General features: G+C 40.2%; 27 protein-coding genes and 1 riboswitch. Of the genes, 18 read left to right on the forward strand and 9 right to left on the reverse strand.

Annotated features, from left to right (window positions below; genetic code table 11):
- Positions 1-27 precede the first annotated feature (27 nt).
- From AC4HCY_RS05390 to AC4HCY_RS05410, 5 genes are all read right to left on the reverse strand, one after another.
- Positions 28-159, reverse strand: coding sequence for a hypothetical protein (locus tag AC4HCY_RS05390; protein WP_491095534.1), 132 nt, complete (start codon positions 157-159; stop codon positions 28-30).
- A 49-nt stretch (positions 160-208) separates the two neighbouring features.
- Positions 209-547 carry a 2-oxoacid:ferredoxin oxidoreductase subunit gamma family protein gene (locus AC4HCY_RS05395; protein WP_491095535.1) on the reverse strand — a complete coding sequence of 113 codons (339 nt, stop codon included), beginning with the start codon at positions 545-547 and terminating at the stop codon, positions 209-211.
- A gap of 106 nt (positions 548-653) precedes the next feature.
- Entirely contained in the window at positions 654-1,229 is a 576-nt protein-coding gene (locus AC4HCY_RS05400; RefSeq protein ID WP_323431791.1) for a manganese efflux pump, read from the reverse strand.
- A 185-nt stretch (positions 1,230-1,414) separates the two neighbouring features.
- On the reverse strand, positions 1,415-2,269 hold the full coding sequence (locus AC4HCY_RS05405; RefSeq protein ID WP_323431790.1) for a DegV family protein: 855 nt from the start codon (positions 2,267-2,269) through the stop codon (positions 1,415-1,417).
- 31 nt (positions 2,270-2,300) lie between these two features.
- Entirely contained in the window at positions 2,301-3,542 is a 1,242-nt protein-coding gene (locus AC4HCY_RS05410; RefSeq protein ID WP_491095536.1) for a pyridoxal phosphate-dependent aminotransferase, read from the reverse strand.
- Between the two features lie 268 nt (positions 3,543-3,810).
- Here AC4HCY_RS05410 and fusA point away from each other — a divergent pair, with 268 nt between their 5' ends.
- From fusA to AC4HCY_RS05460, 10 genes are all read left to right on the forward strand, one after another.
- The gene (gene fusA, locus AC4HCY_RS05415; protein ID WP_323431788.1) at positions 3,811-5,895 is read left to right on the forward strand and encodes an elongation factor G; all 2,085 of its coding nucleotides are present in this window, start codon (positions 3,811-3,813) and stop codon (positions 5,893-5,895) included.
- A gap of 142 nt (positions 5,896-6,037) precedes the next feature.
- On the forward strand, positions 6,038-6,271 hold the full coding sequence (locus AC4HCY_RS05420; RefSeq protein ID WP_323431787.1) for a hypothetical protein: 234 nt from the start codon (positions 6,038-6,040) through the stop codon (positions 6,269-6,271).
- A 21-nt stretch (positions 6,272-6,292) separates the two neighbouring features.
- On the forward strand, positions 6,293-6,454 hold the full coding sequence (locus tag AC4HCY_RS05425) for a hypothetical protein (RefSeq protein WP_323431786.1): 162 nt from the start codon (positions 6,293-6,295) through the stop codon (positions 6,452-6,454).
- 128 nt (positions 6,455-6,582) lie between these two features.
- Positions 6,583-7,041, forward strand: a complete 459-nt coding sequence (locus tag AC4HCY_RS05430; protein ID WP_323431785.1) for a CtsR family transcriptional regulator — start codon at positions 6,583-6,585, stop codon at positions 7,039-7,041.
- 28 nt (positions 7,042-7,069) lie between these two features.
- Entirely contained in the window at positions 7,070-7,582 is a 513-nt protein-coding gene (locus AC4HCY_RS05435) for a UvrB/UvrC motif-containing protein (protein ID WP_323431784.1), read from the forward strand.
- Positions 7,582-8,592 carry a protein arginine kinase gene (locus AC4HCY_RS05440; RefSeq protein WP_323431783.1) on the forward strand — a complete coding sequence of 337 codons (1,011 nt, stop codon included), beginning with the start codon at positions 7,582-7,584 and terminating at the stop codon, positions 8,590-8,592. Before AC4HCY_RS05435 ends, AC4HCY_RS05440 begins: the two co-directional genes overlap by 1 nt.
- Before the next feature lie 27 nt (positions 8,593-8,619).
- Positions 8,620-11,052, forward strand: a complete 2,433-nt coding sequence (locus tag AC4HCY_RS05445; RefSeq protein ID WP_333783298.1) for an ATP-dependent Clp protease ATP-binding subunit — start codon at positions 8,620-8,622, stop codon at positions 11,050-11,052.
- A gap of 76 nt (positions 11,053-11,128) precedes the next feature.
- Positions 11,129-11,287 (forward strand): hypothetical protein, encoded by a 159-nt coding sequence (locus AC4HCY_RS05450; protein WP_323431782.1) that lies wholly within the window; start codon positions 11,129-11,131, stop codon positions 11,285-11,287.
- Positions 11,288-11,630: 343 nt separating this feature from the next.
- Complete coding sequence (locus AC4HCY_RS05455) at positions 11,631-12,374, forward strand: cation transporting ATPase C-terminal domain-containing protein (RefSeq protein WP_491095537.1); 744 nt, start codon at positions 11,631-11,633, stop codon at positions 12,372-12,374.
- A 118-nt stretch (positions 12,375-12,492) separates the two neighbouring features.
- Positions 12,493-12,593: riboswitch (NiCo riboswitch) on the forward strand.
- Between the two features lie 131 nt (positions 12,594-12,724).
- Entirely contained in the window at positions 12,725-15,247 is a 2,523-nt protein-coding gene (locus AC4HCY_RS05460; protein WP_323431781.1) for a cation-translocating P-type ATPase, read from the forward strand.
- 139 nt (positions 15,248-15,386) lie between these two features.
- Here AC4HCY_RS05460 and AC4HCY_RS05465 read toward each other — a convergent pair whose 3' ends face one another.
- The 3 genes from AC4HCY_RS05465 to AC4HCY_RS05475 all read right to left on the reverse strand — a co-directional run bounded on the left by AC4HCY_RS05465 (position 15,387) and on the right by AC4HCY_RS05475 (position 18,501).
- Complete coding sequence (locus tag AC4HCY_RS05465) at positions 15,387-15,599, reverse strand: C-GCAxxG-C-C family protein (RefSeq protein ID WP_323431780.1); 213 nt, start codon at positions 15,597-15,599, stop codon at positions 15,387-15,389.
- 83 nt (positions 15,600-15,682) lie between these two features.
- Positions 15,683-16,459, reverse strand: a complete 777-nt coding sequence (locus AC4HCY_RS05470; RefSeq protein ID WP_323431779.1) for a DeoR/GlpR family DNA-binding transcription regulator — start codon at positions 16,457-16,459, stop codon at positions 15,683-15,685.
- A 293-nt stretch (positions 16,460-16,752) separates the two neighbouring features.
- Positions 16,753-18,501 carry an IS1634 family transposase gene (locus AC4HCY_RS05475; RefSeq protein ID WP_491095327.1) on the reverse strand — a complete coding sequence of 583 codons (1,749 nt, stop codon included), beginning with the start codon at positions 18,499-18,501 and terminating at the stop codon, positions 16,753-16,755.
- 557 nt (positions 18,502-19,058) lie between these two features.
- On the opposite strand from AC4HCY_RS05475, the gene radA reads away from it, so the two are divergent.
- Positions 19,059-20,417 (forward strand): DNA repair protein RadA, encoded by a 1,359-nt coding sequence (radA, locus tag AC4HCY_RS05480; RefSeq protein WP_491095538.1) that lies wholly within the window; start codon positions 19,059-19,061, stop codon positions 20,415-20,417.
- 30 nt (positions 20,418-20,447) lie between these two features.
- On the opposite strand, the gene AC4HCY_RS05485 is transcribed toward radA, so the two are convergent.
- Positions 20,448-20,843 (reverse strand): nucleoside triphosphate pyrophosphohydrolase family protein, encoded by a 396-nt coding sequence (locus AC4HCY_RS05485; RefSeq protein WP_323431777.1) that lies wholly within the window; start codon positions 20,841-20,843, stop codon positions 20,448-20,450.
- Between the two features lie 179 nt (positions 20,844-21,022).
- On the opposite strand from AC4HCY_RS05485, the gene AC4HCY_RS05490 reads away from it, so the two are divergent.
- From AC4HCY_RS05490 to AC4HCY_RS05520, 7 genes are all read left to right on the forward strand, one after another.
- Entirely contained in the window at positions 21,023-21,511 is a 489-nt protein-coding gene (locus AC4HCY_RS05490) for a CarD family transcriptional regulator (RefSeq protein WP_491095539.1), read from the forward strand.
- A gap of 103 nt (positions 21,512-21,614) precedes the next feature.
- Positions 21,615-22,733 carry a PIN/TRAM domain-containing protein gene (locus AC4HCY_RS05495; RefSeq protein WP_323431775.1) on the forward strand — a complete coding sequence of 373 codons (1,119 nt, stop codon included), beginning with the start codon at positions 21,615-21,617 and terminating at the stop codon, positions 22,731-22,733.
- Positions 22,734-22,756: 23 nt separating this feature from the next.
- On the forward strand, positions 22,757-23,455 hold the full coding sequence (gene ispD, locus AC4HCY_RS05500; RefSeq protein WP_323431774.1) for a 2-C-methyl-D-erythritol 4-phosphate cytidylyltransferase: 699 nt from the start codon (positions 22,757-22,759) through the stop codon (positions 23,453-23,455).
- Positions 23,448-23,933: a 2-C-methyl-D-erythritol 2,4-cyclodiphosphate synthase gene (ispF, locus tag AC4HCY_RS05505; RefSeq protein WP_491095540.1), complete on the forward strand. Its 486-nt coding sequence runs from the start codon at positions 23,448-23,450 to the stop codon at positions 23,931-23,933. Before ispD ends, ispF begins: the two co-directional genes overlap by 8 nt.
- Positions 23,934-23,939: 6 nt before the next feature.
- Positions 23,940-24,266, forward strand: a complete 327-nt coding sequence (locus AC4HCY_RS05510) for a hypothetical protein (protein ID WP_323431772.1) — start codon at positions 23,940-23,942, stop codon at positions 24,264-24,266.
- 483 nt (positions 24,267-24,749) lie between these two features.
- Positions 24,750-26,144, forward strand: coding sequence for a cysteine--tRNA ligase (gene cysS, locus AC4HCY_RS05515; protein ID WP_491095541.1), 1,395 nt, complete (start codon positions 24,750-24,752; stop codon positions 26,142-26,144).
- 4 nt (positions 26,145-26,148) lie between these two features.
- On the forward strand, positions 26,149-26,634 hold the full coding sequence (locus AC4HCY_RS05520) for a Mini-ribonuclease 3 (RefSeq protein WP_491095542.1): 486 nt from the start codon (positions 26,149-26,151) through the stop codon (positions 26,632-26,634).
- Positions 26,635-26,739: the final 105 nt, after the last annotated feature.

The following is a 26,739-nucleotide window of genomic DNA, read 5'->3' on the forward strand; positions in this document are numbered from 1 at the left end:
GCGGAATCGATTTCCGCTCTCTTTATTTTAATAGAATTCTTTCATGAAAGGCTCTGCATCCTGCGGAGCCCATTTTCTTTTTACAAGAGGCACGGCATTTTCCAGTTGGGGCAAATATTCCCCAAAGCTGGGCTTGTCGACTCTATATATTATACCCAAGGGTATGGAGGCATCCCATTCCAATGCCTTTTTGAAGGCTTCCGCTGCTTTAAGCCTTATCCGCTATTGAAATTTTGACTGCTCTTGGGTCATAAAATCCGATAGACGTATCACACAATATATAGCCTTTATCCTTTAACCTGCCGTTATGGAGCTCGGCGGTTTTTTGATCCAGAGCGATTATCATATCCAGATGAGGCCAATGTGAATATATGGGTTGATCTCCAAAGCGTATCTGGGTAAAATTATGGTCTCCCTTCACTCTCGACATATAATCCTTGCTGGAATAAACATAATATCCCATAGCATTTAATGTTTTCTCAAATATATCGCTTACAGTTTCAATCCCCTGGCCTGCCTCTCCGCCTATCAGAATATTATACTCCACATGCATACCTCCTCCTATTGGAATTATATACATTTTCTAAGCTTATTATATAATATATTAGTTGCAGGTCAAAGGACAAATATACTTAGAATGTAAAGCTGAAGCTCTAAATAAACATCTCATGGATTCCCAATAGGATTATTACCAGAGCTGACACCAATGGAGCATATTTTCCCAAAATAGCTGATAGATAGCTTTTGCCTATATGGAAGCCCAATATTATAGCGATTATGCTAAGCAAGGTTGTGCTAAAAGTAGTATATAGAAGGTTCAATCCGGTAATGCTGGCGCCTATGCCAAGGCCTATGTTATTCATGCCTAAGGCCAAAGCCAGTATTATCGCTTCTTTTTTATCTATATCCCCCGAATTATTCTCATCTGCTTTTTCCGGATTTTTAAGGAAGGTATCCCTGCCATTTCCCTTAAAAAAATCCATCATCAAATATAAACCCATGATTATCAGGATCGAGGAGCCGAGGATGTTGCTGATGCTGTGTGAAATCAGCCTATTGATAAATAAGCCCAAGGTCATGGATAGAAAGGTCCCTAAGCCTGTTATGACTGCTATGATCAGGTTGCTTAATATACCTATCTTTATCTTTTTTACTCCATATACAATCCCTACCGTAAAGTTATCCATGTTTGCTGATAGGGCGAACAATAATGAAGGCAATATGCTCATCTTGCGACCTCCGTTATATGTCATGATATTCCAGTATATTAGCCTATCAGGGGAAGTGTTACAAAATTATAGAGATACAAAAAGGGCTATAACGCAAATCCGTGTTGCGTTATAGCCCTTTTCTCCATGAAAATTTGAACAATGGATAATAATTCTAATGCTCAAACGATGCAATACATGCCTCATTATAATACATGGATGCAGACTCCAACAAGGCCGGGACCTGTATGAACTCCTAGTGCAGGACCTATTTGGCCGAATATGATATCCTTTACATTGGGAAGGTTTGACAGGGTCTCCTTTATCTTAGCCGCTTCCTTCTCTGCATTTCCGTGCATGACAGCCAAGTTTACAATATGTCCTTCGGAGATTTCCTTTGCGATTTCCACCAGCTTCTCAAGTGATTTTTTTCTGCCTCTTACCTTGGCATGGCTATAATATTTGCCTTCTTCATTTATGGATATAATAGGCTTAATGTCCATTATGTCGCCTATGGTTGCAGCTACGGTGTTTATTCTGCCTCCTTTTTTCAGATACTCCAGTATGGGGAGGCAATAGAATATCTTGATCTTTTCTCTCAATGATATTATCTTTTCTTTGACTTCATCGATTTTCAAACCCTGAGAGATCATCTTAGCAGCTTCATAAACCATAAATCCAAGGCCTATGGATAAGCTTTTTGAGTCAATAGCTATAATATTCAAATCCGGAAAATCCTTGCTTATCATTTTGATCATATCAAAGGTACCGCTCAAGCCGCTTGAAATATTTATGGACAAAACATTTTTTATTCCTTGATCTCTTATAGACTGAAGCAAATTTTTACAATCTAAAGGAGATGCCATAGAAGTTTTGGGTATTTCGTCAGGCATCCTGTCGTATATCTCCTGGGGTGTTATATCTACGCCGTCCCTATACTCTCTGTCCGGATATATTACTCTCAGCGGGAGGGTAAAGATCGAATGATTTCTTATTATTTCCTCGGGCAAATCACAGCTGCTATCGGTGATCAAGGCAATTTTTTCATTGATATTGTCCATGCATATTCCTCACTTCATATATGTATTTTGTTTATATATTATCCATAACCGTTTTTATCATCTTAGGGGCTTTTTTACATTTTTCTTCTGAAACAGCGCATACTGCAAATCTTAATCCTTTTTTAAGGGGTATCAAAAATAAATTATCCTCCATTAGCTTATCGCTTATGGCTTTTGCATTATCGCAGGGTATGCTCACAAAGAAGCCGTCTCTATAAGGAAGTATCTCCAATCCTGCATCCTCAGATGCCTTAACGAATGCTTCTGCTCTTTTTTGAAGCATGGTTTTGTATACGGCTTTTTCAGCTTCATAGACTTCAGATTTCTTAGGATCATTTGATATCCTGGTCATGACTTCCATTGCACCCCTGTTGCAGTTTGACCAATTGGCCCTGTTTGAATGGGCGCAGGAATAATAGAATTCCTCTGCTATATCCTCGCTTGAAGATATTCCTATAGCTGCCCCAAGCCTCATACCGTACATAGTATAGCCTTTAGACAAGCTATAGCCTATGACTACCAATATGTTTTCGGGAAGGTTGGAGAATTGCTTGAAGAACTTTCTTCTTTCATTTCCCTTTCCGGCAAAGTCTATGTATGCTGCATCAACAAGCAGTATTATCCTGTTTTCTTTGTCTTTCGCATTTTCCACCATTAGATCTATTACTTGCTTCCATTCATCATCAGATAAGCTGTAGCCTGTGGGGTTCTGAGCAGGGCTGTTGATTATTGCCACCAGCCTTTTTTGCTTGTTTAGGAGCTTTTCAAAGCTTTCTCTGAATGATTTTATGTTGAATTCGTTCTTGTCGTTAAATAAATTATAAAAGTCTACTTTTCTGCCATACTCCTCAGAAATAGTGACATAAGGCTTCCAATACCAGTCGGATACCAGCACTGAATCCCCTGGGTTTGTGTAATTGTATATGGTATGTCTGACCGAACCGGTCCCTCCCGGAGTAGCTACTGCCTTGATGTAGGCTTCCGGCCTGTATTCTTTGAAACATGCTTCTTGAACGGCCTCCAGATAATCAGGCTGTCCGGCCACCAGAGCATAAGCAGCTATGTTTTCATTAGGCATGGATTTCAATTCATCGTATACAGCTTTCATGCATATTAAATTTCCATCATCATCTGCCAGCGCCCCTAGTGTAGAGTCTATTACTTTATCTTTCCCATATTTTTTGATCGCTTGTTGTGCTTTAGCTGCCAGTCCGAAAATTGCATCATCCTCTTTAGGCCATACCGCATGTTTTGCCGCCATAGAATTAATCATAATATCACTCCAATATATTTAATAGTAAGCTTACGAAAACTCAAAGAGTTTGAGCTTTATATATTTCAATATTATTCTAACCTTTAACATAACACTAGTCAATGACGCTAGTTCTACATTTTTTCCTTTACATTTGTACCGGTTATAGATAAAATTAAAATACGGGTCAAATAAAATTTATTATTCTGTAAATTTTATATATGCTTATAGGGTAATATATGGTCAAGTATGTAATCTGATAAAATAACCTGATAAGGGGGAATTCATTATGAAAGAATACAAAACCGAAAACCTGAGAAATGTTTGTCTGTTAGGACACGCCAGCGCCGGCAAAACTTCTATCGGAGAGGCTATGCTTTATAACACAGGGGTATTAGACAGATTTGGCAAAGTTGACGATGGTACTACTACATTAGATTTTGATCCCGAAGAAGTTAAAAGGAAGATTTCCATAAGTGCAGCGGTAGCTCCATGCGACTGGAAAGACATAAGAATCAATGCTATTGACACTCCGGGATACTTTGATTTCGTAGGAGAGGCAGTTGCAAGCCTTAAAGTGTGCGACGGCGCATTGATAGCTGTCGACAGTGTATCCGGTGTAGAAGTAGGCGCAGAAAAAGCCTGGGATATGGTGACCGAAAAAGGTATACCTTCCTTGTTTTTTATCAATAAAATGGATAGAGAAAATGCAAACTTCTCAAAAGTTTTTGGACAACTGAGAGAAGTTTTTGGAAATAAATTGGTTCCTCTTGTGCTTCCCATTGGTGCAGAGTCCGGCTTCAAAGGTGTAATAGACCTTATAGATATGAAGGCCAGGACCATGGACGGGCATAAGGTTGTTGAAAGTGAGATACCTTCAGGTCATGAAGATGATATAGAAGAATTCAGAAGTATGATAATTGAGGCTGCAGCTCAGACTGACGAAGAACTCATGGAAAAGTATTTCGGAGGCGAGGAGCTCAGCAAGGATGAAATAGTAAAGGGTTTAAGGCTTGGAGTCTTGGGCGGAGACGTTGTTCCTGTCCTTTGCGGCTCTGCTGTTAAGAACATAGGCGTTGTGACCCTCATGAATACGATAGAAAGATTTTTCCCATCGCCGTCAGATGCCGGAGAATATCATGTAAAGGATTTAAAAGCTAACAAAGAAGAAAGCAGAAAGCTTGATATGAATCTTCCCTTCAGTGCACAGGTATTTAAGACAGTAGCAGACCCGTTTGTAGGCAAGATTTCAATGTTCAAGGTGATGTCAGGCAGCGTAAGCTCAGATACGGAAGTGTTCAACTCAAATAAAGAGAAGAAAGAGAGACTGAGCGGACTGTTCCTGTTGAGGGGTAAAAAGCAGCTTCCTATGACGAAGCTTGTGGCAGGAGATATCGGGGCTATTGCAAAGCTTCAGTTTACTACTACAGGGGATACATTATGCGATCCTAACAATCCCGTAATGTTCGATGCTTTGAAGTTCCCGGAACCCAACATTGCCATGGCAGTAGAGCCAAAGTCCAAAGGCGATGAAGATAAAATAGGAAGCGGACTCCAAAGGCTTATGGAAGAAGATCCGACACTAAAGGTGGAGAAAAATGCCGAAACAAGGCAGACACTTATATCAGGCATCGGAGAGCAGCATCTTGAGATAGTTACAAAGAAGCTGTTGAATAAATTCGGCGTTGATGTATTGATCAAGGACCCTAAAATACCATATAGGGAGACCATTAAGAAATCTGCAAAGGCGGAAGGTAAACACAAAAAGCAGTCCGGAGGACATGGACAGTATGGTCATGTATGGGTTGAGTTTGAACCTATTTTGGATGGCAACACGGAATTTGAGTTTGTTGATAAGATTGTAGGCGGCGTAGTGCCGAGGCAATATATACCCGCTGTAGAAAAGGGCCTCAGGGAATGCACTGAAGAAGGCGTATTGGCGGGCTATCCGGTAGTTAGTTTGAGATGCACATTATATGACGGATCCTTCCACCCTGTAGACTCGGCGGAAATGCCCTTTAAGATTGCCGCATCCCTGGCATACAAAAAAGGCCTGGCTGCTGCAGAACCGGTTTTATTAGAGCCTATTTACAGTGTAGAAGTAACCGTTCCCGATCAGTACATGGGGGATATTATAGGCGACTTGAATAAAAAGCGGGGAAGAGTTCTGGGCATGGAGCCTGCAGGAAAGCTTCAAAAAGTTACGGCAGAAGCACCGCTGTCTGAGATGTTCAAATATGCGACAGATTTGAGATCCATGACTCAGGCAAGAGGGAGCTTCAGCATGAAATTCGTGAGGTACGAAGAAGTTCCCGCTCAAATAGCTCAAAAGGTTATAGAAGCTGCTAATCTGGAAAAAGAAAAGGAACAATAAAGAATTTAAAAAAATTATGAATACAAAATACGGCAAATTATGGGTTTGCCGTATTTTTTTGGCGGCATATTTATCTGGTGCTTTCATAAACTAGTAATAAAGTAAATTGATAAATATCCATCATGTCATGGGAGGGCGTTGAATGATACAAAGAAGAATGTCGCTGGATCACCCGATGGGATTAAACGATGTAAGAAGAGTGGTAGAAAATATAAAAGATATTGGTGAGGGGGAAGAACTGGTAATACAAATGAGCAGCCAGGATTCTTTCAGAGCAGAAGGCATATTTTCGGTACTTGACACAGGAGACTACCGGTGGTCCGCTAAAGGAGGGCATGATGGAAAAGACTATTATATAGTCGCGAGAAAAAGATGATTCTGTAGGGGAGGCATTAGGATGAAAGACAGAAGAACCGATTTTGGAAATATAGAAGATGAGATTGCGGATGTAAGCCTCTATGGCGAGTTTGTATCGACTTTTCATAGCTGGGTTAGTTCTGAAAGGCAAAAAAGCAAGGTTAAGGAATTGGAGCATATAAGTGAAGAAAAATCAAAATAAGTTACGTGCCGGCCACGTAACTTATTTAAATGGGAAAATTTAAGCAAAAATATATTTGCGCCCATAATAGCGAATAATTATAATTAATTATAAGGTCAAAGAAAGTCAAAGTCAGAAAGAGTGATAATATGGCAAGAATAAGTGATATTATAGAAGAATTCATCAACCAATTGATTCGCGAAGCGGAAGGAACCGTTGAAATAGGAAGGAATGAACTGGCCGATTATTTCAACTGTGCTCCTTCCCAAATTAATTATGTTTTAACCACAAGATTTACTACAGAAAGAGGATATTATATAGAATCAAGAAGAGGAGGCGGAGGCTGCATTAAGATATCCAAAATCGATAAAGATAAACAGGAATATCTGAAGAATATTTTATCTAAAGAAATTGGGGATAATCTTAATAAGGAGCGGGCATTTGGGTTTGTTGATTTTATGCAAAGGGAAGGTTTTTTATCAGAAAGAGAGAGCAATATAATAAAAGCTGCCGTAGATGACAGCAATATGCCTATGATACCCAGGTCCGTAAGGAATGTAATAAGGGCGGCCATATTGAAGGCCATGCTGGTATCGGCATTGATATAGCTATTTTTTAGCATTGGAGGAGAGAATTATGATTTGTACTGAATGCGGCAAGAGGCCTGCTACAGTTCATATTACAAAGATTGAGAATGGAAAGAAATCAGATATGCATCTTTGCGAGCAGTGCGCTTTGACCAAAGGGGCTTTAAATATCAATACGGGATTTTCTATCAACGATTTATTGACAGGCCTGTTGAATACAGGTGCGGCGCTGCCCATCAAGATGGATTTTTTAGATGATCCTGTCTGCCCCGTATGCGGCATAAAATACAGCCGCTTCAGAGAAACGGGCAGATTTGGCTGCGGGAGCTGCTATAAGACCTTTGGTGACAGGCTGACTCCCCTGTTCAGAAGAATACACGGGAACATAAGCCATACGGGCAAGATTCCTCAAAGAGCCGGAGGAAGGTTGAAGGTTGCCAGAGAGATGGAAACATTAAAAGCGGAGCTCTCAAACGCAATAAAAAATGAAGAATATGAGAAGGCTGCGGAGATAAGAGATAAAATCCGGGCGCTGGATAAGGCCAATGGGAGGGAAGAATGATGAGCGGATGGATTACGCAGGAAGGACCACAAAATGAGATAGTGATAAGCAGCAGGGTAAGGCTTGCGAGAAATATAGCATATACTCCTTTCCCGGCATATCTGGACACGGAGGAAGCCAATAAGCTGATAGATAATGTATATAGGGCTGCTAAAAAAAAGGAAGACCATGAATATGCTCTTTATGCCATAGATAAAATGCCTCAGATGGAAAGGCAGATACTGCTGGAGAAGCACCTGATAAGCCCTGACTTAGTAAAGAGTTCTAAGGGCGCTGCTTTGATATCAGGGGATGAGATGATCAGTATAATGATAAATGAGGAAGACCACATCAGGATACAATCAATACTTCCGGGATTCCAGGTGAACAAGGCATGGAGTATTGCAAATGAAGTGGATGATGTATTGGAAGAGGCTCTTGATTATACCTATGATGAGAAGCTGGGCTATCTGACCTGCTGTCCTACCAATGTAGGCACGGGAATGCGGGCTTCCGCCATGATACATCTTCCTGCATTAAATATGATAGGCAACATAAGCAAGATACTTCAGGCGGTAACCCAGATAGGGCTGACTATAAGGGGCTTATATGGTGAAGGGACAGAGTTTTTGGGCAATCTTTTCCAGATATCCAACCAGATAACCTTAGGCCTGTCCGAGGAAGAAATAGTCGGGAATATCAATGCCGTAACCTCTCAAATCGTAGAAAAGGAAAGAGAGGCCAGAAACATTTTATTGAACAACAATAGAATCCAGCTGGAGGATAAGTTTTGGCGCTCATGGGGTATCCTTAAAAATGCCAGAGTCATGACTTCTCAGGAAGCGATGAAGCTTCTGTCCGATATAAGATTGGGCATGGATTTGAATTTCATTGAAAATCTCACCGTACCGCTACTAAACGAGATAATGATAGAGACGCAGCCTGCAAGCATACAGAAGTACGCGGGAGAAGAATTAACCCCCGAGGCCAGGGATATAATAAGGGCAGAAATAATAAGGGGAAAATTATAACTTTTATTGATAGAAAGAGGAGATTATATGGGTATTTTTGATAAATTTACGGAAAGAGCCCAAAGGGTAATGGTATATGCTCAGGAAGAAGCCATCAGGCTAAGACATGACTACATCGGCACGGAGCATATACTGCTGGGGCTCGTCAGAGAAGATGAGGGCATAGGAGCCCAATTGATAAAAAACAGAGGCGGCGATCTGGAGGAACTGCGAAAAAGGGTCATGGCCGTAATCGGTATGGGTCAAGAACCTGTAACCAAGGTGATAGGCTATACACCAAGAACCAAAAATATACTGGAAAGCAGCTTAAGCGAAGCGAGAGCCCTGGGACACAACTATGTAGGTACAGAGCATCTTTTATTGGCGCTGCTCAGAGAAGGTGAAGGAGTTGCAGCCCAGATACTGGACAGCATAGGCATAACCCTGGAGGACATAGAAGATGATATTATAAAACAACTATCAAGTGAGGATAAGCCGGCTGCAAAAGCAGGCGCTTCAGGAGCAAAGAGAACCAATACTCCAAACCTTCAGCAATACGGGAAGGATTTAACCGAAGCAGCCAGAGATGGCAAAATCGACCCCATAATCGGCAGGGATAAGGAGACTGAAAGGGTAATACAGATATTGAGCAGAAGAACCAAGAACAATCCAGTCTTAATCGGCGATCCGGGTGTCGGAAAAACTGCCATAGCTGAAGGCCTTGCACAAAAAATTGCAGAAGGAAACGTGCCTGAAATATTGAAGGATAAACGAGTAGTGACGCTGGACCTTTCTGCTATGGTAGCAGGCTCAAAATACAGAGGCGAATTCGAAGAAAGACTCAAAAATGTGATGAATGAAATAAAAGAAGATAAAAATGTCATATTGTTTATCGATGAAATGCACACCATCATAGGAGCCGGGGGGGCCGAAGGAGCTATCGATGCTTCCAATATATTAAAGCCCGCCCTGGCCAGGGGGGAGATACAGGCTATCGGTGCTACCACTTTGGATGAATACAGAAAGCATGTGGAAAAGGACCCTGCTTTAGAGAGAAGGTTCCAACCTGTAATGGTCGGAGAGCCTACCAAGGAAGAAACCGTTCAGATTTTGGAAGGCTTGAGGGATAAATATGAGGCCCACCACAAAGTCAAGATAACAGATGAATCGATAAAGGCAGCAGTCGATCTTTCCGACAGATATATAACCGACAGATTCCTTCCCGATAAGGCCATAGATCTTATAGACGAAGCTGCTTCAAGGATCAGGATAAAAACCTTTACGGCTCCGCCGGATGTAAAGAAGCTGGAGGAGGAGCTGTTGTCTCTGGATAAGGAAAAAGCCGAAGCGATCAATTCTCAGAACTTTGAGAAAGCAGCAGAGATAAGGGATAAAGAGCAGGACACTAAAAAGAATCTCGAGGCTATAAAAAAACAGTGGAATGACAAGGCAAATCAAAATGAGCCTGTTATAGGCGAAGAGGAAATCGCACACATTGTGTCCTTATGGACGGGTATACCTGTTACAAAGCTTGCAGAAGAAGAATCCAAGAGACTTTTAAACTTGGAGAATATCCTCCACGAAAGGGTCATAGGCCAGGAGGAAGCTGTTTCGGCAGTATCCAAGGCTATAAAAAGAGCGAGGGTAGGCTTAAAGGACCCGAAGAGGCCTGTAGGGTCCTTCATATTCCTCGGACCTACAGGCGTAGGCAAGACGGAATTATCCAGAGCTCTGGCCGATGTGCTGTTTGGTGACGAAAACGCCATGATCAGGATAGATATGTCTGAGTATATGGAGAAGCATACTGTGTCAAGGCTCATAGGTTCACCTCCGGGATATGTGGGCTACGAGGAAGGCGGGCAGCTTACCGAAAAGGTGAGGAGAAAGCCGTACTCGGTAGTTTTGCTGGATGAGATAGAAAAAGCTCATCCGGATGTATTCAATGTGCTCCTTCAGATACTGGAGGATGGAAGATTGACGGACGGAAAGGGCAGGACGGTGGATTTCAAGAATACGGTGATAATAATGACCTCCAATGTGGGCGCAAGCACTATCAGAAGGCAAAAGGTCATGGGCTTTACTTCGGCCGTGGGAGAAAAAGAAGAAGCCTATGAAAGAATGAAAGACAATGTGATGGAAGAACTGAAAAAAACCTTCAGGCCTGAATTCTTGAACAGAATAGATGATGTAATAGTATTCCATCAACTGGAAGAGGACCATCTGAAGAAAATTGTGGACTTGATGCTGAAATCCTTGGTCAAGAGAATTGGTGAACTCAATATAGAGATAGAAGTGACGGATGCAGCCAAAGCTCTACTGGTCAAAAAAGGTTATGACCCGATTTATGGAGCAAGGCCTCTCAGAAGAGCAATTCAAAAGATGATGGAGGATAAGCTGTCCGAAGAAATGCTGGCAGGCAATGTGAAAGCCGGGAGCAAGGTCCTTATAGACTCCGACGGCGAAAAGCTGATATTTAAGTAGGAAACGGAGAACACAGATTTACGCGGAATCTTGCACGGATTAGCACGGAATGGCTGGCAAATAGGAGGCGCATCCTGTGATTATGAACGAAGTGAAGAATATTTTCAAGAAAGAGGGCAGCCCTATGTGTCTGCCCTTTAGTTTGACATTTATAGGTGCAGAGCATAGAGATAACAGGATATCAGCTATGTCAAACTCTGTTATTTTTTTATTAGAGTTTATCAAGTTTGTATGATATATCCTTCTTTCTCTATAAACTTTTCTTTGGCAACAAGTCTCTGTTGTCCCCCACAGTTCATTTGTTAAATCCAATTTGCAAGTTAAACCTGTTCAGAATTTAACTAAATAAACATTTTTGCAAGGTTAAAAAACATATTTATTAACCTTGTATTTTCCATTGCCTTTTTTAAATGATAATACTTGCAATAATAATTAATTTCTATCTATGAAAGTGAGGTGAAGGGTATGGAAGATAGACCTGCTGGCAGAGACGTCTGCCATGCCTTCTGATGCCTGAATAACTATATCGGGAGGGTAGCATTAAAATTTTTTAGAGTGGGACTGCTAGAGCTGTAGTATTGACTACAGGCAAGAAGACCTATTTTGGTCAATTAAGTGGTAAAATGACTGGCGAGAGATCTATGACCAGCTTTGACAAGGGTATAAACCAATATACTTGGCTTATGATAAAGTTTATATTCATAATGGCTCCTCTTGTGTTTCTAATTAACGGTTTGACTAAAGGAAACTGGTTTGAATCATTCTTATTCGGCATTGCCGTTGCAGTAGGATTAACCCCTGAGATGCTTCCTATTCAGGTTTTAACTAATAATCTGCTGTATGATATATCACAAACTACCATTCCTACAGATTCGGTAGACGAAGAATGGATTGCAAGGCCAAGGAAATGGGCAGTTGATGAAATTAAGAGATTTATTTTGTATATTGGACCGATTAGTTCTATATTTGACTACGCAACTTATTTCCTGATGCTATATGTATTTAAAGCCTGGAACAATCCTGCATTATTCCAGACAGGATGGTTTGTTGAGTCTTTGTTTACACAGACATTGATTATCCATGTAATAAGGACAAACAGGATTCCGTTTATTCAAAGCAGAGCAAGCAGGCCGCTTATGGTAACCTCAATCTTAATAGTATGTTTTGGAGCTTTTTTAGCTAACTCAACTTTTGGTAGTGCTTTTGGGTTTGTAGAACTTCCCTCAATGTACTGGGTTTTTCTGATTCTAATCCTGTTTTTCTATGTTGCCTTAACTCAAGTAATCAAGATGTGGTACATCAAAAAGTATGGGGTACAATAGCAAAGCAGGAATAAATAACAATATCCAATTAATATATAGTAATAGTCATAAAACTATTGAAAAGCATCATAGTTATATGGTAAAATTAAATAAATCTCTTTGCACTGCATATAAATCTACAGTACAAACTGAGCAGGCGATGAACCTATAAAAAGGTCATGGGGCTGGGCCGTAGACAAACGGCAACAGATGGATTACTCAAACATCTGTGGGACAGTAATATGTTCCATGGATGTTTTTTTTATACACATTAAGGAACATTAGCTGTAAAAGTCTACACAAAGCTGACTTTATGAAGTGCCATAGAGCTATCTTAATAATGCCGGAAGGCATAAATGGAGGTAACCTTTATGACAGAACACAAATCAAACATGCAGGGCTTGACTAGTGTTGAAGCCCGTAAACGTCAGGAACAGTACGGGAAAAACGAACTGATTTCTGAGAAAAAGGAAAACTTTTTCCTCAAAGTATTTCACATCATTTGCGAACCCATGTTTTTACTGCTGATTGTGGCTGCAGTCATCTACTTTATACTTGGTGAACCTCGTGACGGTGCAATAATGCTAATTTTCGTTGTCGGTGTCATCAGCATTGATGTTATACAAGAATGGAAAACCGACAAAACGCTAAAAGCATTAAAAGACTTATCCGCACCTCATATTAAAGTTATTCGTGATGAAAAAGAAATTTTTATTGCTAGCGCTGATTTAGTTCCTGGCGATCTCATGCTGATTTCTGAGGGTGTAAAAATCCCTGCTGACGGTGAGATATTAAAGGCGAGTGATCTGTGCGTTGATGAGTCCTCACTGACGGGTGAAGCTGAAGGTGTTTGGAAAACCACCATTGATAATGCAGAACCTTCCACTGATTACTGGCGCAAAGATTATTGCTATGCCGGAACATTAGTAACACAAGGAAGTGCATATGTGTTGGTAGATAAAATCGGTACTTCTACTGAATACGGGAAGATTGGTGCAAATGTGGCTTCTGCACCTGAATCTCCTACACCTCTGCAAAAACAGACCGGAAGCCTGGTCAAGCTGTGCGCTGGTATCGCTGCTGTTTTATTTGCAGCTGTAGGATTTGTTACTTGGCTTAATATTCCTGACCATACGAATAGTGATCGGTTGATTGAGAGCATTCTCTCCGGTATTACACTTGCCATGGCAATGATACCAGAAGAATTTCCTGTAATATTGACTGTATTCCTTTCTATGGGAGCATGGAGGCTTGCCAAACAAAAGTCTCTAGTGCGCCGCTTGCCATCTGTTGAGACCTTGGGTGCCGTTTCGGTACTCTGTGTAGATAAAACGGGAACTATTACGATGAACCAAATGACGGTTCGTGATACCTGGGCAATTGATAGCGACAATATGAAACTATGCGAAACTATGGGGCTTGCATGCGAAACGGATGCATATGATCCTATGGAAAAAGCAATGCTTGTCCATTGTGATAAATTAGGTATTGCCGAAGAACATCTTTTTAGCGGTTCATTGATTACAGAATATGCTTTCACTAATGAATTGAAAATGATGGGGCATGTATGGAAGCATGATGATGAAATCATCATTGCAGCAAAAGGTTCTCCTGAAAGAATTCTGACTATCTGTAAAATGAACGATACCCAACGTAAAGAAGTTGAAGCAAAAGTTATTGAAATGTCAAAACAAGGTCTAAGAGTGATTGCAGTTGGAATGATGAAGCCCGTAAATGAAGATGATATTCCTGCTGGAATTACTGATTGTACGCTCACTCTTTGTGGCTTGATCGGGCTTGCTGATCCCCCAAGGGAATCTGTCAAAGAAGACATCAGGCAGTGTACAAAAGCTGGTGTACGTGTTGTTATGATCACAGGCGACAATGGTATTACCGCAAGCAGCATTGCAAAGCAGATTGGCATGCCAAATAGTGATAATATTATCACAGGTGATGAGCTTAACAGTATGACGGATGAAGAATTGCGGGAGCATGTCAAAAAAGTGAGTATTTTTTCCCGCGTGGTACCGGAACATAAAATGCGTATAGTTAAAGCATTCAAAGATAATGGGGAAATCGTTGCTATGACAGGCGACGGTGTAAATGATGCGCCGGCTTTGAAATATGCAGATATCGGTATTGCTATGGGCAAGAGAGGCTCGGAGGTATCACGTGAAGCTGCCGACTTGATTTTGATGGATGACAACTTTTCTACCATAGTTAAAACCATTCGGGACGGACGGCGCATTTATGACAATATAAGAAAAGCGGTAGGTTATGTGTTCACTATTCATATTCCAATTGCTTTTTCTTCTCTGTTGGCACCGTTAATGGGGATTAGCCCTGCAAACTTGTTTTTGCTTCCTCTCCATGTAGTATTGCTGGAATTGGTTATTGATCCTACTTGTTCAATAGTGTTAGAGCGTCAGCCCGCGGAAACTGATATCATGGATAGAAAACCTCGGAACCCGGAAGAAAAACTTTTGACGGCAAGAATTTTGTTTAAGAGTGTGCTGCAGGGCATTGTGATTTTTGCATCGTCCTTCGGAGCTTATTATTCAATACTCTCGCAAAACCCTGATAATGCTGTTCTTGCTCGTACTGCAGGCCTTGCAATTATTATTCTCGCCAATTTGTTCCTGGTACAGGTCAACAGCTCTGACAGAAACTTTGTGTTTCAGTCTATAAAGCATCTTGCAAAAGACAAGGTAATGTGGGCAGTCAATGTCGGAACAATAGCAGGAATTCTGGTGATACTGTATACTCCGATGTGTGGAATCTTAAAGCTTGCACCCCTTACCGACAGACAATTTTTCACAGTTTTTGGCATTGCGGCTGCATCTGTATTGTGGTATGAGTTTGTGAAACTTGGCAAAAAGCTGATATTTAAATAGGAAACGGAGAACACGGATTTACGCGGAATCTTGCACGGATTAACAGGTAGTGAAGAATATATTCAAGAGAAAGGGGAACAGCTATGTGTCTGCCCCTTTTCTTGAATATCATGAATAATTCGAGTTTTTTGCATTGTAATTAGAATCCCATTTCTTCAAGAAGCAATACGGCTGCTTCGATTATCTCGGGGCATACTTCCCCGCAGCGCAAACCGCCGGCGAATCCACAGGCAAGTTTCATAGAAAGCTGCTCATCCATTCCAAACTGTTTACAAAAGGCGCCCACAACGGCTTGCGAACAATTAAAGCCACTGCTGAACAGTTCAAGTGCTTTTTCTACTCTTTTACTCATAAATACAGCCCCTTATTTACAATATATAAATACTGTCAGGTAAATAGTTTAAAAGCTAAAAGTTTATTGATATGCAAAGCTGATTATCGTTTATCGACTACTATGACTTCAACTCCTAAATCCTCAATTTTAGATAATTCATCTTCGACTGCATCCCAATCGGTTATCAAAACGTCAAATTCAGCAGCATCAACATCTTTTAAGAATGAGTTATGTCCGATTTTTTGATTAGGAAATAGGGCAATGTTTTTTCTCGAATTTTCAGCAACTGCTCTTTGAAAAGCGGAAGTCTCGGCTGTACCGTTAGAGATGCCAAAGCTTGCAGAAAATCCGGCTCCTGTTAGAAAACTGATATCAAATCTCATATTTCTCACAAATTCTTGTGCAAAGGAATCTACAATCCTTCCATTTGATCTCATTTTGCCCCCGGCAACATAAACTTGCACATTATTATAGCTTCTCAGAATGGAAGCATTGTCAATAGAGTTTGTCACAATAGTATATTCTATATTAGTCGGAAGATATTTCACCATTAAGTATCCAACTCTTGCAGATGTGAGATATACGGCATCATTTGGTTTTATAAATTCAACGGCTCTTTTAGCAATTGCATCTAAGTTTGCATCGATGGTCTCCATCTGGGCTGCATTCCAGGTTCTGGGGTAATGCAGGCCGACTTGCATTATTGGTATTGCCCCGCCATGAGTTCTTTTGAGCAAGCTCTTTTCTTCAAGTATCCTTAAATCTCTTCTTGCTGAGTCCACTGAAACGCCAAACTTCTCTTGAATTTCGCCTATCGATATTCTCCCGTTTTCGCTGATGATTTTTAATATTTCTTGATGTCTTTCCTCAATAAACATATCAATCACTTCCTATATAATAATTTATTAACAGACATGGTTAATGCATATTCATGATTATTCACAATATATCATGATTGTTACTGAATATCAATACAAATAATTAAAAACAGTGAATAATCGTGGATAAAGTGGTATTAGAAAGCAATACGGCTTAAACTATAAGCTTGATTCTTAGTGAGGCATGATATATAATCCCCTCTTTGACAGTTGAACAAAATAGAAATCCTGCAAAGCCTTGATACAAGGAATCTTGCAGGATTTAATATTGATGTAAAAAGTGCGTACTTTTTTTACTTTTTCGTATCTTTAAAAATTTTTTTCATCATATTTGTAGTAACAATCTGGTAGTCTGTTCGAAAATTAAAAGCATCATGAATAGCATCGGTAAAATCTGTTCTAGTGTAGGTTGGAACATACCCTTCGCCTTTAACTTCCAAAAAGCCCATATCTCTTAGCCCACTAATAATCTCATGGCATGTGTATTTTTCTTCGAGCTTCTTTTCAAGTAACCTGTAAATAATCAAAGATATAAAGCAAGTGGTGAAATGAGCTTCAATCCTGTCATCGTTTCTTAAGTACACAGGTCTTGCTTTGAATTCACTTTTCATAATTCTAAAGCATTCTTCAATTTCCCATCTTCTGTGATTTACTTTGATGATTTTAGATACATCATCCTCAAGGTTTGTACAAACTCCATAAAAACCATCGAAGGCTTCTTCTTTCTCTATGAGTGAAGAATCAATGCTATAGATCTCTTTTGCTGCGACTTCTCCATCCGGGGTATAGCTTGTTTTATGTATAAACCTTTTATAATCGTTAGGGTTGCATTTCTTGATTTTTATTGGGTTTGTATCTATAACCTTTCGGGCACGTTCTATTTGAGAACTACGAATTTTACGATGATAATCCCTATATCTAATAGAATAAGTTACAATCAGTCTTTGTTCAAAGCCATTTTCTTTGATCCAACGTTCCTTGTAAAAGACTGCAGCTTTTATTTTTGCTTTATCTTCAGTAGTAGCTTTATTTATCATCTCATCAAGCTTAGAAATGGCATAGGTTTTTTCGCTACCCGGGAGTTTCCAGCCATCTGGGTCAAGAGCCCATTTTTTTAGGTGTTCTTTTAATTTTTTTATAGACTGTGTTGTAATAAAGGCACGATCATCCTTGCTGTTAAACTTTCGATTATCTTCAGAAGCCAGTCCTGCATCGGTGCAGATGATAAATTTAGAAAGCTCAAAGTCAGAAATAATTTTCTTTTCCAATGGCTTCAAAGTCAACTGTTCATTCATATTTCCTCTGTTGATGCTAAACGCTAGAGGAATACCATCTCCATCCATAAATAAACCCATCTGAATGATTGGATTAGGCTTATGATCTTTAGAAGGGCCATATTGCTTATCTCCATCCTCTTGTTCAATTTCGAAAAAGTAATTGGTGCAATCATAGTAAAGTATACCGGTATTTCTTTTTGAAACTTTCAGGCTGTTTTCGTATAAACAAGATTGAATAAAATCAGTCTCCTTGGCGAGTACTTCAAGAGCTCGGTATATTTGATGCAAGTCAAAATTCGGCTGTTCAATAAACCTTTTAGAAAGCGCATAAGTTGCGAGTTTTGAAGAAGGGAAGATAACTCTGCCGTAGATTAATCTGGAAAGAATTGAATCCAGGTCAAAACCAAATTTATATTTTTGGGAAATATACTTGCAAATCTTATTAAGCTTTAGTTCATGATATATTTTTTGCAGGAATAGATACCCGCCGTTGAAGGAACGTTGTTCGCCTTTCGAAATAATTTTAGACTGTTCGAAAGGAACAAGTATTTTTCGTGTTTGTTCCTTTTCTTCTTCATTTAACCTTTTTATATATTCTTTAGCCCACTCATATGGATCTGCACCATTAAGTTTTTCTCTGAGTTCAATTTCGGTTCCAAGTTTCTCTACAATCTTGGAGGAATTTGATTGAGTTTTGCTATTATAAACAGATTTAATCACATAAAGTGAAGCCGCATTTTTAGATTTGGTTACCTTAAGTCTCATTTAAAATATCGCCCCCTTATCTTATATTATAACACAGTGCTATAAAGTGCGATATAATAAAATGAGAAAATTGACAAAAAAATAAGCCTGTTTCAGGGCTTTTAAGCATTTTTTCTTTATTCAACTGTCAAAGATCCGAATTAAAAACAGTGAATAATCGTGGATAAAGTGGTATTAGAAAGCAATACGGCTTAAACTATAAGCTTGATTCTTAGTGAGGCATGATATATAATTTATATAGAACAAATGTTCTAATGGGATTAAAATCAAAAAATATTTGATGATTCGGGGTTACAGGAGGATTCAGTTATCCGAAATTTTCGTATAACTGTCGCTGATGGAAAAACATATGGTACAAACCATATATCTCGATTCTGCGGAGCTTATGGCACGCAGGCATATACCGAGCTCTGAGCTCAATACTCATAAAGATACCAGACAAATCCTATAGACAAAGATATGTAAAAATTCTACAATAAATATACAAGATATTCAAAATATGTCGGAGCTCATAGTAAAATGAGACAACAGGCCTAAAATCCAAAGGAGGGATTTTAATGGCGAAGTTGAAAACTAAATATGTATGCATGGAATGCGGATGCGAGTCACCCAAATGGATGGGAAAATGTCCCGAATGCAATCAGTGGAACACTTTGGTTGAAGAAGTGGATACCAAAACCGCACCTGCTTCTGCACCTTCATTGTCAAATTTATCTAAACCGGAAAGAATGCAGGACATTTCGATAGAAGAGGAAATGAGGCTTAGCACCGGTCTCGGTGAGCTGGACAGGGTACTGGGCGGCGGCATAGTGAAAGGATCGCTGATACTTGTGGGAGGAGATCCTGGTATAGGGAAATCTACTCTCTTGCTTCAGCTATCGGACAATATAGGGAAAAAGGGCTTGAAGGTGTTATATGTTTCGGGGGAAGAATCCGTAAAGCAGATAAAGATCAGGGCTCACAGGATGAGTACAGATTCGGCCAATATTTATCTTCAGTCGGAAAACAATATGGACTATATACAAAAAACAATAGAGGATATAAACCCTGATGTTCTGATAATAGACTCCATACAGACGGTTTATAACTCAAGCATATTGTCGGCTCCGGGCAGTGTCAGCCAGGTAAGGGATGCTACGGGCAACCTGATGAGGATTGCCAAAGGGCAGGGCATAGCAGTATTCATTGTAGGACATGTTACAAAAGCCGGATCAATAGCAGGCCCCAGAGTATTGGAGCATATGGTGGACACGGTTTTGTATTTTGAAGGAGACTCTCATATGTCCTATAGAATTCTAAGGGCGGTCAAAAACAGGTTTGGTTCCACCAATGAAATAGGTATATTCGAAATGGCTGACAGAGGATTGGCGGAGGTATTGAATCCTTCTCAGATGCTCTTATCCGGAAGGATGAAGGGAGTGTCCGGTTCTTCCGTTATAGCTTCTTTAGAGGGCACTCGGCCTATGCTGGTTGAGGTTCAGGCACTTCTCAGCTACACAAGTTTTGGAGTACCGAGGAGGACCGCCACAGGAGCAGATTACAACAGGGTGGTTCTGCTGATGGCTGTGCTTGAGAAAAGAGTGGGGCTTCAGCTCCAGAACTATGATTCCTATGTAAATGTGGTAGGAGGAATTAAACTCAATGAACCTTCTTCAGATTTAGGAATAATTGCAGCAATAGCTTCCAGCTATAGAGACAAGGAGATCGATGGCGGTACGGTTATAATAGGAGAAGTGGGCTTGGCAGGAGAAGTGAGGGCAGTTAACTTTATAGAAAAGAGGATCAATGAAGCAGCTAAATTAGGCTTTACTAAATGTGTTATACCATATAATAACTATAAGAATTTGAAAGATGACCCTAAAATAAAGGTTTATGGTGTAAAAAGTGTAGAGGAAGCCCTTAACATAATAATATAAACCCTGCAGATATTCTCAGCAGGGTTTATGTTAAAACATATTGTATATTCCTAAAGTGTTGATTTTTTCATACTCTTTCTCTAAAACATCATGGAGATTGATATCTAATGTATTGCATAACGATGTTATATAGAATATATTATTTCCTATTTCCTTCTCGATGATATCCTTGCAGCTTTCACAAAGCTCACCTTCTATATGAGTGCTCATGCAGCTTTTTAAATCCTTTATATCTGCATCATGAGGGATGTGCTGCTTTTGTGCGCTTACCTGGATACATCCGCAGCTTGTTACTGCTTTGACTACAGCCCTGTTCACTCTGGATTGGGATTCTTCAAGCTTTGTTATTATATCCAATATGCTTTTGTGCCTTATTAGTAGCTGGGATACGCTCTGCTGAAAATCGTCGCAAATAAAATCCTTCAATATGTATCACTCCTAAGCTCATGTATACATAAAATGTACTATAAGATAATTATAGAGTTATGCAATTTAGTTGTCAATGTAAAAAAAACATTGACAAGCCTTATTATATGTGATATTATTCAACCTTTGCCGACAAGAAACTACATATTATTAAAACTATTTGCCTTTGGAGGGATTATATGTTTCATGTTGGAGACAAAGTTGTGTATCCTATGCATGGCGCAGGCATAATAGAGTCTATTGAGGACAGGGAAGTGTTTTGCAAAAGGTCCAGGTATTATATAATAAAGATGATATTGGGGCAGATAAAGGTGATGGTTCCAATTGATAAGGCCGGAGCAATAGGGATTAGAAAAATAACCGATATGGAAGGCTATGATCAGGTGATGAGGATACTTTCAGGAAATTATAAAATAATGGACAAGAAGTGGAATAAAAGATACAGGGAAAATGAAGCGAAGCTGAAGGAAGGGAATATAAACGATATAGCTGAAATAGTAAACTATCTCAACTATATGAACAAAAAAGGGAAGCTATCCACCGGAGAAAAGAAGATGCTTGTTCAGTCCAGGCAAATGCTGGTAAGCGAGCTGGCACTGATCAAAAATGTTTGTTATGAAGAGATGGAAAGAGATGTGGACAAAATATTAAATATCTGTGAATTTTAAGAACCAGGGTTTTTAAAACCTTAGAAGTCTGTTATAATTATCATTAATTTCTTATGGTTTAAAATATTCCTGGTTTGGATATACTTTTAAGGAGGTGAGATTATTGATAAGAAAAATACTTGTTTGGATTTTGACTTTACTGGGAATTGCTCTCGGCGTCGAGACGACCTACTTGTTACTTAAATTTTTAGGAGTTACACATCTCTTCGGGTATGAAGTTACTGATTTTAAAAGATTACTTGCGATTGCAATATCGGGAATCATAGGTGGAATAATATTTTATTTAATATCGCCATGGATTATTAATCAGGGAAGCCAATCTACACATAAGGTAGAAAAGATGCTTCAGAAGATCCCGACCAATGAAATCATAATAGGTTCTATAGGCTTGATCATAGGGCTGGTCATTGCTAACCTGATCAGCGGCCCTTTAAAGCTTTTGCAGATATCCTGGCTGACCAGCATAGTGTCAGCGATTCTGTATGTCTTGCTGGGCTATCTGGGAATAAGCATCGCTACTAAAAAGAAAGAGGATTTGTTAAATTCGTTTTCTTTTTTAAAGAGAGTCAATATAAAGGATAAGGATAAAACAAGCAAACAGGAACATAAGGTACAGCCAAAGGTTTTGGATACCAGCGTCATAATAGACGGAAGAATAGCCGATATAGTAAAAACAGGATTTGTTGAAGGACCTTTGATCATACCTGCTTTTGTGTTGGAAGAACTCAGGCATATAGCGGATTCATCCGATGGCTTGAAAAGAAATAGAGGAAGACGGGGACTTGATATTTTAAACAAGATCCAAAATGACATGGAGATACCTGTCGAAATCATTGAAAAAGATTTTGAAGATGTAAGCGAAGTGGATACTAAGCTTCTAAAAGTAGCTCAATTATTGGGAGGCAAAGTTGTCACCAATGACTACAACCTTAATAAGGTTGCAGAATTTCAAAGAGTGCCTGTTTTGAATATTAACGAACTTGCCAATGCGGTAAAGCCAGTTGTTCTTCCCGGTGAGGAGATGACCGTACTGGTTATCAAGGATGGGAAGGAAACCGGCCAGGGTGTTGCATATCTGGATGATGGAACCATGATCGTAGTTGATGGAGGAAGAAAATTTATCGGTGATACTATCACTGTTGTAGTGACCAGTGTTCTCCAAACTGCGGCGGGCAGGATGATTTTCGCAAAGCCTAAATCTGCCGTTGATAAAGTTTCCTGAGCTATAGCCCGAGGAGGAGACTTATGAATACAGCCGTTATTTTGGCAGCCGGCAAAGGCACCAGAATGAATATGAGTATAAATAAACTATATTTAAACATCAAGGGCAAGCCTTTGCTTGCCCGCACCCTTGATGTTTTTTTTGCATGCAGTTCTATCCATGAAATAGTCTTGGTCATAAGGGAGGATGAAGACGAGCTTTGCAGGGAAAAGATCATATGCAATATGAAGAATAATAAACCCCTGAAGCTTGTTATAGGCGGAAAAGAAAGGCAGGACTCCGTATATAACGGTATTAAAAGTGCGGACCAGGGCTCTGAATTGATACTTATACATGATGGCGCCAGGCCTTTTGTAACACAGGCCATGATCGAAGAATCCATACGAGAAGCCAAGATTTATAAAGCCGTGGCAGTGGGGATGCCTGTGAAGGACACCATAAAGCGAGTCGGCGGAAATGGCTTTATATTAAACACGCCGGACAGATCCGGGCTATGGATTGCTCAAACTCCTCAAACCTTTGCACGGAATACCATAGTACAAGCCTACGAGCTCTCTTATAGGGATAAGGCAGTTGCCACCGACGATGCTATGCTGGTTGAGAGGATGGGACTGAGGGTCAGGATGATAAGAGGCAGCTATGATAATATAAAGATAACGACCCCAGAAGATATGGCGCTGGCTGAAGAAATATTGGAGTCCGGGAGGGTTGGAAATGTTTAGAGTCGGAAACGGATATGATGTTCATAAATTGGCGGAAGGCCGTAAGCTGATATTGGGCGGTGTGGAGATCCCTTTTGAAAAAGGTCTGCTGGGCCATTCGGATGCAGATGTTCTGGTCCACGCCATTATTGACGCATTGCTTGGGGCTTGCGGCGAAAGAGATATAGGGACGCTGTTCCCTGATACGGATTCGGCTTACAAGGATATTTCAAGCCTGATCCTGTTGGAAAGAGCAGCGGAGGAAGTAGAAAAGTCAGGATACAGGGTGTCAAATATAGACAGCATCATCGTAGCGCAAAAACCAAAGCTTTCTCCTTTCATTGATAACATGAAAAACAATATAGCTGCTGTTATGGATATAGAAGCAGGGAGAATCAACATAAAGGCCACCACCTCTGAAGGGCTCGGTTTCACAGGTACTGGTGAAGGTATGGCTGCCTATGCTGTCGCATGCTTATACTCGAATGAGGAAAGGTGATTATCTATGGCAAGATATAGAAGAAATATTTTTCTCGGAAATAGAGTGACAATACTGGCAATAATCCTTATTCTGGCAATGAGTTTTTTTCTGAAGCTTACAGTTCCGCTGGACAGCATCAAGACTCCTCCGGAAAAGATAAAGTACATAAGCCATGAGTACATATATGAAGAAACTATAAAAGCTTCTCCTTTTAAATTTGCAAGAGGGAAGCAGGGCAGCGAAGAGGGTTTCAGGGTGTTGATCATGCGGAAGGATAAAAGAACGGAAGTTCCTGTGGAGGTATATATTTATAATGGCGGGGGAGAATATTTGAAATACCGGGCTGACTAATAATATGAAATAATATTTATTATCTATTGACACAGTGTGGCTTTTTTCTCATAATATTATATAAGCTAATAAATGATGCTGTGATCGGGAATAGTAAATTTGCTAATACCAGCAGAGATAAGCCTTCATCGGCTGAAAGGGGCTTTTGGGGACAGCAGATTGAAGTGCGCCCGTTAGCACCTGCGGTGAAATGAGTAGCCATGGGCGGCAGAGCCGTTAAGGTTGTGAGCAAATAAAGAGTGGAACCGCGTCATATGTCGCCTCTTAGCGAGGCGGCTTTATTTATTTAACGCTGGAGTAACATTGCTATGAAAGCCCTGCTTAGTTGTCATCCTGAAGGCTTTGCCTGAAGGATCTTATTTAGATTCTTCAGTCGCTTCGCTCCTTCAGAATGACAGAAAATGCTTTCATTTATCGTGATTCGTATACCGCATGAGAATTCAGTGTTGACTAGAAATTCATTCAAATAGTGGAGGGATAAAAATGAAAATATTTAATACCATGAGCAGAAAGAAGGAAGACTTTGTTCCTATGGTGCCGGGTGAGGTGAAAATATACTCCTGCGGGCCAACCGTATATAATTATTTTCACATTGGGAATGCCAGACCTTTTATAATATTCGATATTTTGAGAAGATACTTGGAATATAGAGGATATAAGGTTACCTTTGTACAGAACTTTACCGATGTTGATGATAAGATAATCAAGAAAGCTAAAGAGGAGGGCATAACCGAGAAAGAAGTTGCGGACAAATATATACAAGAATATTTCAAGGATGCTCAGGGCTTAGGCATCAGAAAAGCCGATCATCACCCAAGAGTTACGGAATTGATACCCGATATAATAAATGTTGTAAAAAGGATAGAAGACAACGGCTTTGCCTATGAGGTCGACGGGGATGTATATTTTGATACGGCAAAATTCAATGAGTACGGCAAGCTGTCCAAGCAAAACCTGGAGGAGCTGGAGGCCGGAGCACGAGTTGATGTAGGAGAGGTAAAAAGAAATCCTATGGATTTCGCGTTATGGAAGAGCCAGAAGCCGGGGGAACCTGCCTGGGAAAGCCCATGGGGCTTGGGAAGACCTGGCTGGCATATAGAATGCTCTGCCATGGCCATGAAGTATCTGGGAGAGACCATAGACATTCATTCCGGGGGGCAGGATTTGATTTTTCCTCATCACGAGAATGAGGTAGCACAGAGCGAAGCAGCTACAGGCAAGCCATTTGCAAGATATTGGATGCACAATGGCTTCATAAATATAAACAATGAAAAGATGTCAAAGTCTTTAAATAACTTTTTCACTGTGAGAGATATAAGCGGGATGTATGATTTAGAGGTTGTAAGGCTCTTTATGATCTCCTCTCATTACAGAAGCCCTATAAATTTCAGCAAGGATTTGCTGGACAGCATTAAAAGCAGCTTGGAAAGGCTTTATATTGCAAAAAGCAATCTCATGCATTTGCTTGAAAACGCAGAAGACAATCCTGAAAGCCAGGAAGATAAGGACTTAAAGGCTAAGCTCCTGGCGCATAAAGAAAGCTTTATTGCGGCGATGGATGACGACTTAAATACTGCCGATGCAGTTTCCGCCATATTTGATTTGGTGAGAGACATCAATTCCAATATAAACGAAGGCTCATCAAAGGATCTGGTCAAGTTTGCATTTGATCTGTATATGGAATTGGCAGGGGTGCTGGGCATTCTCAATAAAAAAGAGGAAAGCCTTGATGATGAGATTGAAAAGCTCATTGAAGAAAGGCAGCAGGCCAGAAAGGATAGGAATTGGACTTTAGCGGATAAGATAAGAGACGATCTGAAGGATAAAGGCATAATACTTGAGGATACTCCCCAGGGAGTCAAATGGAGAAGGGCGTAGGTATATGGATAAAAAGGAAGGGCTTATAGAGCATGATGCGGTGAACAATGAATATGCCGGATATGTCAAGGTAATGGAAAGTGATGTTATGAGCCGGGTAAAGCTAACGGATATCCAAATGTATAACCCTGCGATCCTTGCATATATAGGTGATTCTGTATACGAGCTTTTTGTAAGAACTTTGCTGGTTTCCAAAGGCAGTGTGCAGGTTTCGAAGCTCCACAAAAAAGCCATTGCCTTTGTTAAGGCTAAGGCACAGGCAGAAATGGCAGATAAGCTGGAAGAATACCTCAATGAAGAAGAAAAAGACATAATAAGAAGAGGCAGAAACGCCAAGACTACTTCCATGCCTAAAAATGCAGAATTAGCGGACTACAAACATGCTACCGGCTTCGAGGCCCTCTTAGGCTATCTTTATCTCAATAGCCGCATGGATAGGCTTATGGAGCTCTTGCACCTCATCACTGAGATAAATCAGGAAAGTATATAGAAGTCAGGGGATTCCTTGCGGGTGTAGGAAAACGGGAACCACAGATTTACACGGAAAAAGTTTTATTTTTCATATTATATATAACGTGAAAAAGATTTTACAGTA

It is taken from the genome of Lutispora sp. QWL-02 (genome assembly GCF_058315355.1).

Bases quoted from the DNA above. Each gene is read 5' to 3' on its own strand.
- AC4HCY_RS05425 (WP_323431786.1), top strand. From the start codon at position 6,293: ATGAAAGACAGAAGAACCGATTTTGGAAATATAGAAGATGAGATTGCG.
- radA (WP_491095538.1), top strand. From the start codon at position 19,059: ATGGCGAAGTTGAAAACTAAATATGTATGCATGGAATGCGGATGCGAG.
- AC4HCY_RS05435 (WP_323431784.1), top strand. From the start codon at position 7,070: ATGATTTGTACTGAATGCGGCAAGAGGCCTGCTACAGTTCATATTACA.
- AC4HCY_RS05465 (WP_323431780.1), bottom strand. From the start codon at position 15,599: ATGAGTAAAAGAGTAGAAAAAGCACTTGAACTGTTCAGCAGTGGCTTT.
- ispD (WP_323431774.1), top strand. From the start codon at position 22,757: ATGAATACAGCCGTTATTTTGGCAGCCGGCAAAGGCACCAGAATGAAT.
- AC4HCY_RS05440 (WP_323431783.1), top strand. From the start codon at position 7,582: ATGAGCGGATGGATTACGCAGGAAGGACCACAAAATGAGATAGTGATA.
- AC4HCY_RS05420 (WP_323431787.1), top strand. From the start codon at position 6,038: ATGATACAAAGAAGAATGTCGCTGGATCACCCGATGGGATTAAACGAT.
- AC4HCY_RS05460 (WP_323431781.1), top strand. From the start codon at position 12,725: ATGACAGAACACAAATCAAACATGCAGGGCTTGACTAGTGTTGAAGCC.
- AC4HCY_RS05470 (WP_323431779.1), bottom strand. From the start codon at position 16,459: ATGTTTATTGAGGAAAGACATCAAGAAATATTAAAAATCATCAGCGAA.
- AC4HCY_RS05405 (WP_323431790.1), bottom strand. From the start codon at position 2,269: ATGGACAATATCAATGAAAAAATTGCCTTGATCACCGATAGCAGCTGT.
- AC4HCY_RS05410 (WP_491095536.1), bottom strand. From the start codon at position 3,542: ATGATTAATTCTATGGCGGCAAAACATGCGGTATGGCCTAAAGAGGAT.
- AC4HCY_RS05510 (WP_323431772.1), top strand. From the start codon at position 23,940: ATGGCAAGATATAGAAGAAATATTTTTCTCGGAAATAGAGTGACAATA.
- AC4HCY_RS05475 (WP_491095327.1), bottom strand. From the start codon at position 18,501: ATGAGACTTAAGGTAACCAAATCTAAAAATGCGGCTTCACTTTATGTG.
- fusA (WP_323431788.1), top strand. From the start codon at position 3,811: ATGAAAGAATACAAAACCGAAAACCTGAGAAATGTTTGTCTGTTAGGA.
- AC4HCY_RS05445 (WP_333783298.1), top strand. From the start codon at position 8,620: ATGGGTATTTTTGATAAATTTACGGAAAGAGCCCAAAGGGTAATGGTA.
- AC4HCY_RS05430 (WP_323431785.1), top strand. From the start codon at position 6,583: ATGGCAAGAATAAGTGATATTATAGAAGAATTCATCAACCAATTGATT.
- cysS (WP_491095541.1), top strand. From the start codon at position 24,750: ATGAAAATATTTAATACCATGAGCAGAAAGAAGGAAGACTTTGTTCCT.
- AC4HCY_RS05490 (WP_491095539.1), top strand. From the start codon at position 21,023: ATGTTTCATGTTGGAGACAAAGTTGTGTATCCTATGCATGGCGCAGGC.
- AC4HCY_RS05400 (WP_323431791.1), bottom strand. From the start codon at position 1,229: ATGAGCATATTGCCTTCATTATTGTTCGCCCTATCAGCAAACATGGAT.
- AC4HCY_RS05520 (WP_491095542.1), top strand. From the start codon at position 26,149: ATGGATAAAAAGGAAGGGCTTATAGAGCATGATGCGGTGAACAATGAA.
- ispF (WP_491095540.1), top strand. From the start codon at position 23,448: ATGTTTAGAGTCGGAAACGGATATGATGTTCATAAATTGGCGGAAGGC.